12 protein-coding genes are annotated in these 12,302 nt (G+C 47.2%); 4 read left to right on the top strand and 8 right to left on the bottom strand.

The genetic code is table 11. The features are described from left to right. Window positions 1-354: 354 nt before the first annotated feature. Entirely contained in the window at window positions 355-1,197 is an 843-nt protein-coding gene (locus HQN90_RS22280; RefSeq protein ID WP_173222727.1) for a transposase, read from the bottom strand. Window positions 1,198-1,636: 439 nt separating this feature from the next. On the opposite strand from HQN90_RS22280, the gene yunB reads away from it, so the two are divergent. Continuing rightward, entirely contained in the window at window positions 1,637-2,410 is a 774-nt protein-coding gene (gene yunB / locus HQN90_RS22275; protein ID WP_246362759.1) for a sporulation protein YunB, read from the top strand. An 8-nt stretch (window positions 2,411-2,418) separates the two neighbouring features. Here the strand turns inward: yunB and HQN90_RS22270 are convergent, their stop codons facing one another. Beyond that, window positions 2,419-3,468, bottom strand: a complete 1,050-nt coding sequence (locus HQN90_RS22270) for a M23 family metallopeptidase (RefSeq protein WP_246362758.1) — start codon at window positions 3,466-3,468, stop codon at window positions 2,419-2,421. Window positions 3,469-3,584: 116 nt separating this feature from the next. Here HQN90_RS22270 and larC2 point away from each other — a divergent pair, with 116 nt between their 5' ends. Beyond that, window positions 3,585-4,055, top strand: a complete 471-nt coding sequence (gene larC2 / locus HQN90_RS22265) for a nickel pincer cofactor biosynthesis protein LarC2 (protein ID WP_173222723.1) — start codon at window positions 3,585-3,587, stop codon at window positions 4,053-4,055. 47 nt (window positions 4,056-4,102) lie between these two features. Here the strand turns inward: larC2 and larC are convergent, their stop codons facing one another. The 3 genes from larC to larE are packed head-to-tail and all read right to left on the bottom strand — an operon-like array spanning window position 4,103 to window position 6,630. Next, entirely contained in the window at window positions 4,103-4,999 is an 897-nt protein-coding gene (gene larC, locus HQN90_RS22260; RefSeq protein ID WP_173222721.1) for a nickel pincer cofactor biosynthesis protein LarC, read from the bottom strand. 9 nt (window positions 5,000-5,008) lie between these two features. Then, window positions 5,009-5,785 (bottom strand): nickel pincer cofactor biosynthesis protein LarB, encoded by a 777-nt coding sequence (larB, locus tag HQN90_RS22255; protein WP_173222719.1) that lies wholly within the window; start codon window positions 5,783-5,785, stop codon window positions 5,009-5,011. Further along, complete coding sequence (larE, locus tag HQN90_RS22250) at window positions 5,782-6,630, bottom strand: ATP-dependent sacrificial sulfur transferase LarE (protein WP_173222711.1); 849 nt, start codon at window positions 6,628-6,630, stop codon at window positions 5,782-5,784. Before larE ends, larB begins: the two co-directional genes overlap by 4 nt. Window positions 6,631-6,715: 85 nt before the next feature. Here larE and lipA point away from each other — a divergent pair, with 85 nt between their 5' ends. Together lipA and HQN90_RS22240 are read left to right on the top strand one after the other, a co-directional pair. After that, window positions 6,716-7,663 (top strand): lipoyl synthase, encoded by a 948-nt coding sequence (gene lipA, locus HQN90_RS22245; RefSeq protein ID WP_173222702.1) that lies wholly within the window; start codon window positions 6,716-6,718, stop codon window positions 7,661-7,663. Between the two features lie 41 nt (window positions 7,664-7,704). After that, window positions 7,705-8,028 (top strand): YutD family protein, encoded by a 324-nt coding sequence (locus tag HQN90_RS22240; protein WP_173222700.1) that lies wholly within the window; start codon window positions 7,705-7,707, stop codon window positions 8,026-8,028. A gap of 62 nt (window positions 8,029-8,090) precedes the next feature. On the opposite strand, the gene HQN90_RS22235 is transcribed toward HQN90_RS22240, so the two are convergent. The 3 genes from HQN90_RS22235 to glgP form a co-directional block, all read right to left on the bottom strand. Continuing rightward, window positions 8,091-8,903, bottom strand: a complete 813-nt coding sequence (locus HQN90_RS22235; protein WP_173222698.1) for an NAD kinase — start codon at window positions 8,901-8,903, stop codon at window positions 8,091-8,093. Window positions 8,904-8,914: 11 nt separating this feature from the next. Next, window positions 8,915-9,586 carry a flagellar brake protein gene (locus tag HQN90_RS22230; RefSeq protein WP_173222696.1) on the bottom strand — a complete coding sequence of 224 codons (672 nt, stop codon included), beginning with the start codon at window positions 9,584-9,586 and terminating at the stop codon, window positions 8,915-8,917. A gap of 127 nt (window positions 9,587-9,713) precedes the next feature. Continuing rightward, window positions 9,714-12,272, bottom strand: a complete 2,559-nt coding sequence (glgP, locus tag HQN90_RS22225; protein WP_173222694.1) for an alpha-glucan family phosphorylase — start codon at window positions 12,270-12,272, stop codon at window positions 9,714-9,716. Window positions 12,273-12,302: the final 30 nt, after the last annotated feature.

Below are 12,302 nucleotides of genomic sequence, written 5' to 3'. Positions count from 1 at the left end.
CAGGACCAGGACCACGACCGCGACCGCAGACCGCAGACCGCAGACCGCAGACCGCAGACCGCAGACCGCAGACCGCAGACCGCAGACCGCAGACCGCAGACCACAGAATAGAAAATAAAAAACGAACGGAATCAAAAAAGGGGAATCATGGATAAATACGGGAAAACGAAAAACGAAGTAAGAACTCAAAAAAGAGAGGAAAGAAGAAAATTAAGCAAGTTTAATTAAAAAGTTAGCAACTAAATGCAAGTCGGACAGTGAATAGGTATGTTTATCCTGGTGGAGGGAGGAATTTTGGCCTGGTATTTAACGAGAAGGGTCAACATAAAACATGTCACTAGCTCTTACTATTCGCTAGGAAAGCCTAAAACAACGTTCGATTAGACAGGGGAATAGGGGAAGGTTTCTGAAAGATAAATTGAATCGGAAGCAAAAATCGTCTAAATAAATTTGTAGATGTTTGGCGCCGATGCCGTGGAAGGTATCGTTGATCCATTGGCTTGCTTGTTTTGTGAATTTGAGCAGAGGGCGTAGACGTTTAGGCGTATAGAACCCAGTTACAATATCAATAGGATATGCAGCTATATCAATCTGTTCATTTTGAAAAGTGATAATGTCGGAGCGGGAAATATGTTTTACTTTTGGATTTGTGGAAATGATGTGTTTTATTTTGAGCGAAGTAAATTCATTGGCGTCATTGTGGGAAGAAGCGATAAGAAGTAGATGCTCTTTGGGGTGTTTGTTAACAGTAGGGTTATAAGGTCGCCCGTAAACAGCAGAGTTCACACAAATGGCGCCTGCAAGCGGAGTGAGGATATCAGAATTGTGAATTGCAGAACGAATTTTATGTAAGATGAGCCATGCAGTTTTGTAAGTTACTTGAATAATATGGGAAAGCTCAACCGCCGATGTGCCCTTATCCGTCCGTGAAACAAGGAAAAGTGCTGTTAGCCATTTACGAAGCTCTGTCCGACTGCCTTCCATGATGGTCCCCGAGATAAGAGAGATTTGAAAGCGACAGTGGCAGCATTCATAAAGCGGAAGTCGCCGCGTAGTCGTTACATATGCTTGAGGATGAGAGCAACGTGGACATTGGAAGCCTGCCGGCCATCTCTTATTGAAAAGATAATCCACACATGCGGATTCGGTCGGGAAATGGACGTGAAACTGCTCTAAAGACATAGAAGAGAAATCCATGAACATCCCCCTTTAATTACAGAAAAGAACACTTGTTCTTATCATAATTATACTAAATATGCTGTTTTTTATCAAGTAAATAGGTGGGATTTTCTTGATAGTAATTGAACTTATTTAACTGAGTGGTGGGGATAGTGAACACAGCATCGGGCAAGGCAACAGAGAGTGCCCCCGAGCAGGACCCAGAGCAGTGACGCAGAGTAGTGACTCGGACCAATGAGCAATGAATAATGAACAATAACCAATGATCCAGAAGAGGGACACGTAAATAACCATGAAAGTGGAGCTTAGTTGTAATGGGAGTGAAATAGGAATATGAAGATAGTGACAGTGGTAAACAACAAGGAAAGGGAGTATCGGGGGAACGTGTCTTCTTTTTCACTTCATGTCCGCATAAGGTAGTACTAATGAAAACGGGCAGGTCAGGGGAGGGAACGGGATGCTGCAAAGGCGACGGTGGAGAAGCAGGCCTACGGGGAAAACCAGCCGCAAAAAGGTGCTGTTGATTACTCTTCTCATCTTTGTCTTATTTGGTGTGCAGTTTTTTATTTTCGTGGAACGAAATCTTAGGCCGCCATTGATGAATTTGGCAAAAGTACGCATAAAGCAGATTGCGACTCAAGCTATTAATACGGCTATTGCTGATCATGTGGCTGGGAGTACGAACGCGGAGCAGTTAATTGATTGGAAGATGGATAAAAACGGAAAGATTACCGGCTTCATGCTCAATTACAATGAACATATGCGTATTACATCGGATACGATTAAAACGGTGCAAGGAGAACTCAGCAATTTGCAAAGTATTTCTGAGCATATTCCTGTTGGGCAGGCGATGAATAGTGCCATTCTCTCTTCATTTGGACCGGATATTCCGATTCGACTCCTGCCGGTGGGAAGTGTGAAGGTCGACTTAAACACACGCTCGCAAAATGCGGGAATTAATATGGTGATGTTCGAGGTATATGTACGAATTATTGCGGAGGTATCTGTTATTATTCCTTTTGATTCAGATACTGAGATTGTAGAAACCGAAATTCCTATATCTTACTCTTTGGTCGTTGGGGATGTTCCCACTTATTATTATGATAACAAGGGGAATCCTGTAGGCAGCAACAAGGATACTGGTCTACCGAGCATATCGCTACCGCAATTACCGAGTGCAGGTACTGCCACTTCACCTTCTGTAGAGTTGCCAAAAGAGCCGAAACCATGAGGATCGGCTTATTTTTTTCTTTTGTTTTGATCTTCACGTTCCCATTTACGAAGTGAAGGATAAGGATCAAAGCTCCATTCTGTAAGCCCGTTATCGCGATAAAGCCCAAAATGAAGATGAGGCGGAAATTTACCGGATGTGCCAGGTTTACCATACCCAGAACTACCTACCCAACCGATCGTTTGACCAGGTTTTACGATGTCATTTTCTTTGATGCCTTTTTGAAAACCTGAAAGATGGGCGTAGTAATGGTAAATATTGTTTACATCCCGAATTCCAATTCTCCAGCCACCATAGGGATTCCAGCCTTTGACTTCGACTATGCCATAACAGGTGCTTCTTACAGGAACGCCATATCCGGCAAATAAATCGGTTCCTTCATGGGAACGATGTCCCCCCCACCCTCGGCTGTCTCCCCATGTACTGCGATACGAGTAATCTGCGCTCACTGGTAATGGAAATGCATGTTCGGAGGCATCGAGTGTGCCAAGAGCTGCATAGATGGAGGAGAATTGTGTGATACGTTCAACGCTTCGTGAGTTTTGATAATAATTCCATAGATTAATTTGTAAATTCTCTTTATCGCTGCCGTTTTTGGTCATTAGTGAAGTCATGGCTGCAAGCAGATCTAAATCATTGTTTCGATCGGCTATCCCGTCGCCAGAGCCATCTCGACCAAAGCCATGAAAGAAGGAGATGCTTTTTGGGTTCGTATCTTGCTGGTCTGGATTTAATAAACCGACCCATTCCGACTCTGGAAAGTAAATGCTGATAACCCCTTGGCGTTCGGGTCTTTTTTTGGCGATATTCATTGTTCTTTCATACTGATCTACGGCAGCCAGATACGTCCAAGGAATGCCGGATAAGAGGCTTGTTTTCTCAAAAAGCTCTTTTCGTTCTGCATTCTGGTTTATTGGAGCCTTCGACGGAGCTTGCGTAAGAGATTGGTCAGTTACAGCCGCATGGGATGCCCAACTGCCTGAAAGAGTCCCGGATTCGGTTGCTGATAGGAGGAAGCTAAGAACAAGAACCCGCGACCAAAACGGTCTGCTTTTCATCTCTATCATCCTTCCTGAAATGTTAGTTCTTAGGATGTACTCTTCGTGGTATGTTTATCCCCGTATCTTTCGTTGTTATCTGAATTTTGCTATGATGCCTTTAAGAGGTGAGGACAATGAGTTTTAATCATAAGGATGAGCATGTGGATGACAATATGTTGTTAATTCAGGCAAATTTGGATGATATGAACCCGGAGTGGGTTACTTATATTATGGACAAGCTCTTTGAGGTTGGCGCGAATGATGTTTATGTCGTACCCATTATTATGAAGCGAGGCCGACCTGGCATCATGCTGAATGTGCTTGTTGAGGAGAGGCTTTTATCTGCTGTGGAAGGTGTCATTTTTAGTGAGACGACGACGCTTGGCATAAGGTATATGCATGCATCTTGTCATCGCTTGGCTAGAGATTTCAAACAAGTTCAGACGCAGTGGGGGCTGCTAACGGTAAAAGTCGGCTATCACCAAGGAAAGTTAGTGCAGTATGCCCCTGAATTTAAAGAGTGTGAGCACATTGCCAAGGAGTATCAGGTTCCATTGAAGGTCGTTTATGAAGAGGTCCGGATGAAATTCAAGCTGTTAAACTAAAAAACACCTCTTCCTGTTTGTGTTCAGGAAGAGGCGTTTTGGTGTTATTACTGGTGAGCTCCCGGAATGACAGCTCCTGTTTGATGAGAATGCGTGTGTGGATGGGCGTGAGTATGTTCATGGTGGTGGTGATGGTCGTCATGCGTATGACCATGACTGTGGCTATGTTCTTGAGCAAGATGTTCATGGCCTACTTGCCATTTGCCAATGTAAGGATCTACTTTCCCAACTACGACACGCAGGACATTTGGTTGGTTAGGCAAATCTCTTGTGCCTGCTCCATAGCCGATAGTGTCTACGATCATGGGAGGAAAGCTTTTGGAAAATTCGTCTACGATACCGGATATGATACCGGCTCCCGTTGGCGTAGTCATTTCTAGGCTGTAAGTAGTTGAAGCAATTGGTAAGCCTCGCATCATTTCCAAGGTCGCCGGAGCCGGCACCGGATAAGTGCCATGGTCGATATGGATGGTTCCTGATCCAAGCGGCACCGGTGAAGCGAAGATGCGCTCTACCTGCAAGGAATCTACGGCTAAAGCAACGCCAACGATATCAACAATGGAATCAATGGCTCCGACTTCGTGAAAATGTACTTTTTCAACAGAAATACCGTGAATTTTGGCTTCCGCAATACCGATTTTCTCGAAAATAGCTAAGCTGAGAGCGGTAACTCGCTCGTTGAATCCGGCCGCTTGAATAACTTTCACGATTTCGGAGTAATGGCGGTGGTGCTTAGGCGGATGATTGGGGTCTAAAATAACATCCAGCTTAAGTGCGGAAATTCCGCGTTTGATAACGCGTTTCCATTCTAAGATGTAAGGTTCTAGCTTGATTTTGGTAAGTTCTTCTTCAATATAAGCTCGATCTGCTCCTGCATCCACTAAAGCGGCGAGAGTCATATCGCCGCTAATACCGGAAAAGCAGTCCAAATATAAGATACGCATTGTGAGATCTCACGCTCGTTTCGACATATTTTTGTTGATGAGTCCTGCATAGTAGCCAGCTCCGAAGCCGTTGTCAATGTTGACGACGGAGATGCCTGGCGAGCAGCTGTTCAACATGGACAATAAGGGCGCGATACCTGCAAGATTCGCGCCATAGCCAATACTCGTCGGCACAGCGACGATAGGCTTGGAGACGAGCCCGCCAACTACGCTGGCGAGTGCGCCTTCCATGCCGGCCACGACGACAATTGCGTTAGCACCGCGAATGAGTTCCAGCCGGCGGAAGAGCCGGTGAATGCCAGCCACACCCACGTCGAACACCCGTTCAACGTGACTGCCCAGGCATTCAGCTGTAAGAGCGGCCTCCTCCGCTACGGGGAGGTCGGAGGTGCCTGCACACACGACGGCGATGTAGCCGTCGTGGACCTTCAGCAGCGGTCGCTTGAACCAAGTGAGAGACCGGGCGGTTTCATGGTAGGTGACGCCTTCCACGGCAGCGACAACATGGGCGGCCTTGGCGGCGTCGACCCGCGTAGCCAGCACGCGATCGGTATGTTCCGTCAGCCGCTGGAAGATGGTCTCGATCTGCTCGGCGGTCTTGCCTTCCCCGAATATGACCTCGGGGAAGCCTGTTCGCTTCTCGCGATCGATATCAAGCTGAGCAAATCCAAGATCAAGGTTGCCGGGGCCATTGCCCGCGCCTTCCTTGATGATTTGCTTTTTGGCTTCTTCTACGTCCAGGTCGCCTGTCTGGACGAGCTTTAAAATCTTTTCTAAGTCCATCATAGGGATGCTTCTTTCACCTTATCTTTGGTTTCTTTGGACAGTACTTCGTTCATACTGCCTGTGCGGTAGCCTTGCAGATCCAGCGTCACGTAAGTAAAGCCGAGTTTGCTGAACTTTTCGTAAATGGCGTCACGATGTTCCACGACCTTATGTATTTCATCCGGCATGACTTCAATCCGGGCAATTTTTTCGTGGTGGCGAACACGTACTTGATACAGACCGAGCTGGGATAAGAAGTATTCCCCTTCATCCAACTGGTCAATTTTCCACTTCTCAATTTGCGTTCCATAAGGAATCCGCGAAGACAAGCAAGCAAAAGATGGTTTATTCCAAGTGCGAAGACCTAATTCTTTGGAAAGCTGTCTGATCTCATCCTTGGTCATGCCAGCCTCTTGCAGTGTACTGCGAACGCCTTGCTCGTTCTTGGCTTGGAGTCCTGGTCTATAATCACCGAGATCGTCAATATTAGAGCCGTCCAAAATATAAGGGTAACCTAACTCTTTGGCTAGATCCTGCAAGTGAGAATAAAGTCCCGTTTTGCAATGATAACAACGATCCGGATTGTTGGCGACGAAGTTCGCATTCTCCAATTCCTTGACCTCTGTTTGATACAGTGGGACACCGATTTGTTCAGCAAGTTCGACAGCTGCATCGAATTCCCTTGATGGGAATGTTTCGGATGCGGCGGTAACGGCAAGGACTTGATCGCCAAGCTCCTGCTTCGCACGTTTGAGGACGAATGTACTGTCCACGCCTCCGGAGAAGGCAATCAATACACGGCCCATGCCGCGCAGGATTTCGCCTAGCTTGCGGTCTTTCTCTCGTGTTACATCTGTTATGCTCATGTTTCTTCCCTCCCATACAGCCTTCATGTCATAAGCTGAGCTGTTTTGGTCCATCTAGATAAGTGTATCACAACTGACTGGCAAAGTGGATTGTTTTGTCAGTCATTCATGTTATAATAACAACAAAGAGAAACCTACAAAAAAGGCGGGAAATACAGTGCCTACTAAACCATTAGAGAGAAAACCAGACTGGTTAAAAATTAATCTCAAGACCGATGAGAATTTCAAAGAAATAAAGTCAATGATGCGTTCCAAGACGCTGCATACGGTTTGTGAAGAAGCCAAATGTCCAAATATCCATGAATGCTGGGCCAATCGCACAGCGACTTTTATGATACTGGGTGACATTTGTACCCGAGCTTGTCGTTTCTGCGCTGTGAAGACAGGACTTCCGACTGAGCTTGATCTGGAAGAGCCGGAACGCGTGGCTGATGCTGCTTTGCAAATGGGACTGCGCCATTGCGTTGTTACCTCTGTTGCGCGTGATGATTTGAAGGATGGCGGCGCGATGATCTTCGCGGAGACGATCAAAGCGATTCGCCGCAAATTGCCGCTGTGCACCGTGGAAGTGCTGATCCCTGATTTCTTGGGGCGCGAAGAATCACTGATCACGGTACTGGAAGCGAAGCCCGATATTCTCAACCATAATATGGAGACGGTGGAGCGTATGTCCGATCGCGTTCGTTCCAAAGCTAAATACCGTCGTTCCTTGGAGCTGCTTGAGCGCTCGAAACGAATAGCTCCGAACATTCCAACCAAATCCAGCGTTATGATTGGTGTAGGTGAGGAGTGGGACGAGTTGCTGCAGACGATGGACGACTTGCGTGCTGTTAACTGTGATATTATGACCATAGGGCAGTACCTGCAGCCATCCACGATTCATTTGGCTGTAGCCAAATACTATACACCTGAGCAATTTGCAATATTAAAAGAAGAGGGAATGAAACGTGGCTTTAAGCACGTAGAGTCAGGTCCTCTGGTACGCAGCTCTTACCATGCCCATGAGCAAGTGAAAGCGGCCTCCAACGATTAGTCTAACTTAACGGATCATAGAAAGGAGAGCTTCCTAACATCATGATTCATATTGCCAATAAAACATACGAGCTCGTAACCGATCATAAGAATGGCTGGAACTTTGAAGTGTTCAAGGAACGATTCAGCGAAGTGCTGGAGCGTTATGATTATATTGTTGGCGACTGGGGATACAGCCAGCTGAGGCTGAGAGGATTTTTTAAAGAAATTCATCCAAAGGCAACCAAGGAATCATCGATTGCTTCGCTTCAAGATTACTTGAACGAGTACTGCAACTTCGGCTGCGCCTACTTTATTATCGAAAAAGTGAATGCTGCCAAGCAGCAGCCAACTTCGGAAGCCGTTGCATCAGCATCAACGCCATAAGCATTGCCACAAATAAGACGCCCCGATCTCTTCGTGAGACGGGGCGTCTTATTTGTGATTAGTTATTTTAGTTCTAACCCTACGAAAGCTTCGCGGACTCTGTTCCAGAATGGGAACGGACGGAATCTGGCGAATTTCACTTTCACATTGGAGGCGACGCGGCAGCGAATCGAAACGACATCATTTCGCTGCATATACAAATGGTCAAGAGAGAGGAGCATCGTTTGCTGCGCCTTCGGATAAATATCGCAATGATGATGTTTGGGCAAGATCATGGAAGAACCCAGCGTCCGATACACCCGATTGTTAATCGAGGCGATTTCGGCAATTTGAATGGCTTCCAGGGAAGGGTGGACCATCGCTCCGCCTAAGCTTTTGTTATAAGCTGTGCTGCCAGCCGGCGAGGAGATGCAGATGCCGTCTCCACGGAACATTTCGAACATTTCATCGTTCACATGCAGACGTGCAACCAATGACACTTCAATGCCGCGCAAAGTGAACTCATTAAGTGCGAGATGGGTCTCGATGCCTTGTTCTGTCGTAATTTCAATTTCGACAACGGGGTATTGTACAATATGAAGATCCTCAGGCGTAGCGACGCTGAACATTAAGGATGCCAAATGGTCCAGTTCATCCGGTTTCCAATCCGCGAAAAACCCTAAATGCCCCGTGTGGATACCTACGAAGGCGATATGATCCAAATGATGCGTATATTTATGAAAAGCTTGCAGCATTGTGCCGTCTCCGCCAATCGATAGGACTATATCGGGATTCACTTCATCCCTAGGCATCCCATGCTGGGCAGCGAGGGTGTGGAACCGCTCTGTCAGGTCCTTGGAGATCGGATCTCCGCGTTCAATGACGTTGTATTTCAATGATGTTCCTCCTAATCTACCGAGCAGTATTTATCAATTTCTTGCAGGATCGATTCAGGTGTATAGCGGAATTCGGCGGCAACGCGATAGGAATCATTGCTGAAATTCGTTACCCTGACAATTTCGCCATAGGCGGTAATGGGAAGTGGAAACCCAGGAAGGATGAAGCTAAATTCTAAAAATAAGGGATAAATAAGCCGATTGGATGTTACAAAAGAAAGACCTCCTGCGCTGATATCCAGCAGCTGTCCCGAGAAGGCGACACCCTTGCGTGCAGACAGACCGCGAATGCCAACAATTTGGAGGGTGATCGGTGTCCGAAGGGAGAGCTTAGCCCGGTTGTACTGTCGGTTCTGATGTTGATGAATTTCTTCGGGAATGGATAACGTGAGGTAACATAACGTTTTCTTCACTTCAAGCTGAAGCAAATCGACATACGCATAATATAAAATGCCATGATCTTTAAAAGAAAATTCAATGAATGAAACATGTTCCAATTTGTCAAAAGGAACTAGTCCAGACACATCTAAAAAAACGGTGAAGGATGCTTCACCAAGTTTATCCACGGTAAAATTTTCTTCATAGCAAAAAGGTTGTCCGTCTTTACATTCTCCGACAACGATCAAATGACACTCCGTATGAGGCGCAATATGTGCCATTTCCAGTGCTTTATTCCAATCCATAGCATCACCAAGTGGTTAGATTTGCATTCATGAACACTTGCACAACCCTGAAGGCCTCTTTTCATAATAATTTATAAAGGAAAATAAGAAAAGCCCCAAACGGGGCTTTATGTCGGAAAATCAGGTTTTATTGCCAAGATAAGGTGCTGGTCACCAGAGAAAGCTCAAAAGAATGGGCGAAGTTTGCTGAAATGGGTCGAACGCGAATGGAGAAGTGCGGCCCATGAACAAGGTGCCCAGGAATCGTTGCTTTGAAGCTTTGCAGCTGGTCGGTGAGCTCGCCAGAGGGTTCCATGGAGACAATCTTCTGTTTCCAATCTCCAGCATGTTCTTCGTAATAAACGACTTCAACAGCTGTGTCTTGCGGCCAGATCGGCCCGAAATGGACTTGGGCTGTAATTTCTTTGGTTGTCGGCTTCATTTCAGCCAGAGGTATTTCGGTGGAAAGCTTGGCGGAACGGTCATCGATGCCGATGATTTTGACGTGATACCAGTTGTTGCGGATGAACTGTTTGTAGTCGGCAACTTTGGTCGCTACATCGTAGTGATTGGCGACAAAAAGTCTGGCTCTTTCGGCCGTAGGAAGATACGCTTCCTCCGTGTAGTCCTGCACCATGCGATGAGTGTTATACACAGGACTTAACGATTGAATAGAACGCTTCATACGGCTGATCCATTGGTGGGGAAGCGCGCCTTGATTATAGTAAAGCGGAATGATTTCCTTCTCTAAAATGTGGTAGATCGCTTGCGTATTTTCTTTCTCCTGGGCTGCCCAATCCGCTGCGCCTGTGGATCCGATAGCCCAGCCATTCGTTCCGTTGTAGCCTTCCTCCCACCAGCCATCGAGCACGCTGAAATTAAGCACGCCGTTCATGGCGGCTTTCTGGCCGCTCGTGCCGCTGGCTTCAAGAGGTCTTCGCGGATTATTCAGCCAAACATCGACCCCTTGGACAAGGTAGCGGGCCATATTCATATCGTAATTTTCGAGTATGACAATTTTGCCAGCGAACTCTTTCATTTGGGAGACGCGGTAAATGTCGCGGATGAGCTCCTGACCCGGGTAGTCCGCAGGATGTGCTTTGCCGGCAAAAATAAATTGGACCGGGCGATCAGGGTCATTCATGAGCTTCTTCAGCCGATACAAATCATTGAAAATCATATTCGCGCGCTTGTAGGTCGCGAAGCGTCGGGCGAATCCGATAGTCAAGGCTTTGGGATTCAAATATTTTCTTACTTCTTGGATTCGTTCCTCGGACTCCCCGTTGCGTTTGCGCTGCTCCAGCAAATTTTGGCGAGCGAAGCGTATCAGATCTTCTTTCAGCTGTTGATGCACGCTCCAGATAGACTCGTCGGGAATGACCTCGATCTGCTGCCATTGATGCTTGTTGGCTTGTTCCTCTCGCCAAGTTCCTGGAAGGAAACGATCAAACAGCTCTTTCCATTGCGGGGCCGTCCATGTGTCCAGATGAACGCCATTGGTAATGGAGCCAATGGGAACTTCACTTGCATCGATATGTCCGTGAAATTCTTTGAACATTTCGCGCGATACTTGACCATGAAGCTTGCTGACACCATTGCGCATCCCAGCTGTATTCATGGCCAAATGGGTCATATTGAATTGACCCGTATGATGATCAAGCCCGAGGGTTACAATTTGTTGCTTATGCCGCGACAGCTCTTGCAGATAGGGGCCGAGATAGTGTTCCACCATCTCGATGGAGAACGTATCATGGCCAGCTGGAACAGGCGTATGGGTCGTAAAGACCGTTGCAGAACGCACCGTTTCAACGGCTGCGTGAAACGGCAGACCCAGCTGGAGCAGCTCCTTGAGCCGCTCCAGCGTAAGGAACGCGGCGTGACCTTCATTGATATGGTAGACGTTTGGGTAGACCCCTAGAGCGCGGAGTGTTTTCACGCCACCGATGCCAAGGACCATTTCTTGGGCAATCCGCGTATCTTGATTGCCCCCATAAAGCTGAGCGGTCAACTCTTTGTCCGCCGGCTGATTAGACGCATGATCGGCGTCGAGCAGGTAGACGCGATTGCGGCCGACCTGAATCTGCCATATTTGCAAGGCGATCGCCCGGCCAGGCATAGCAATGGAAACGGTGAGTTGTTCCCCATTCTGGATGACAGGCTGGATAGGCAGCTTGGTGAAGTCGTAGGGATACAATTCACTTTGCTGACCACCGGAGGCATCGATCTTTTGAGTGAAATAGCCCTTCTTGTAGAGCAGGCCAATTCCGATTAAAGGGATGCCCAAATCGCTGGCCGACTTTGTATGATCGCCGGCCAAGATGCCCAACCCGCCCGAGTAAATGGGCAAAGATTCATGAAAGCCAAACTCTGCCGAGAAGTAGGCGATTTGCACATAGCTTCGATCGGCATACTTGTCTTGGAACCAGGTTCTGCCGTTCAAATACGCATCAAACGTATCCATGACCCGGCGGTAATGTTCCGTAAATTCCGTGTTGTTGCTCAGGGCTACGATGTGGGATTCGTCCAAATCTTGCAGTAGGCGAACTGGGTTATGGCCGGATGCGGCCCATTTGACAGCGTCGATATCGGCAAATAGCGCTAAAGCCTCGTGGTTCCAACTAAACCATAAATTAGCTGCCAACTCGCTCAAACGTGCAATTGGAGAGGGCCATTGTTTAACTGCTTGCGGGAAGACTGCTGCTTGCATATCTAGAGGTTCTCTCCCTTTATTATCATG

It is taken from the genome of Paenibacillus alba (assembly GCF_013204855.1).
Classification (GTDB): domain Bacteria; phylum Bacillota; class Bacilli; order Paenibacillales; family NBRC-103111; genus Paenibacillus_E; species Paenibacillus_E alba.
The sequence above is the reverse complement of the archived record's forward strand: the minus strand, read 5'-3'. Positions and strand labels throughout refer to the sequence as shown.

Excerpts from the sequence above, each read along its gene's own strand:
- HQN90_RS22280 (WP_173222727.1), bottom strand. The coding sequence starts at position 1,197 with ATGGATTTCTCTTCTATGTCTTTAGAGCAGTTTCACGTCCATTTCCCG.
- yunB (WP_246362759.1), top strand. The coding sequence starts at position 1,637 with ATGCTGCAAAGGCGACGGTGGAGAAGCAGGCCTACGGGGAAAACCAGC.
- HQN90_RS22270 (WP_246362758.1), bottom strand. The coding sequence starts at position 3,468 with ATGAAAAGCAGACCGTTTTGGTCGCGGGTTCTTGTTCTTAGCTTCCTC.
- larC2 (WP_173222723.1), top strand. The coding sequence starts at position 3,585 with ATGAGTTTTAATCATAAGGATGAGCATGTGGATGACAATATGTTGTTA.
- larC (WP_173222721.1), bottom strand. The coding sequence starts at position 4,999 with ATGCGTATCTTATATTTGGACTGCTTTTCCGGTATTAGCGGCGATATG.
- larB (WP_173222719.1), bottom strand. The coding sequence starts at position 5,785 with ATGATGGACTTAGAAAAGATTTTAAAGCTCGTCCAGACAGGCGACCTG.
- larE (WP_173222711.1), bottom strand. The coding sequence starts at position 6,630 with ATGAGCATAACAGATGTAACACGAGAGAAAGACCGCAAGCTAGGCGAA.
- HQN90_RS22240 (WP_173222700.1), top strand. The coding sequence starts at position 7,705 with ATGATTCATATTGCCAATAAAACATACGAGCTCGTAACCGATCATAAG.
- HQN90_RS22230 (WP_173222696.1), bottom strand. The coding sequence starts at position 9,586 with ATGGATTGGAATAAAGCACTGGAAATGGCACATATTGCGCCTCATACG.
- glgP (WP_173222694.1), bottom strand. The coding sequence starts at position 12,272 with ATGCAAGCAGCAGTCTTCCCGCAAGCAGTTAAACAATGGCCCTCTCCA.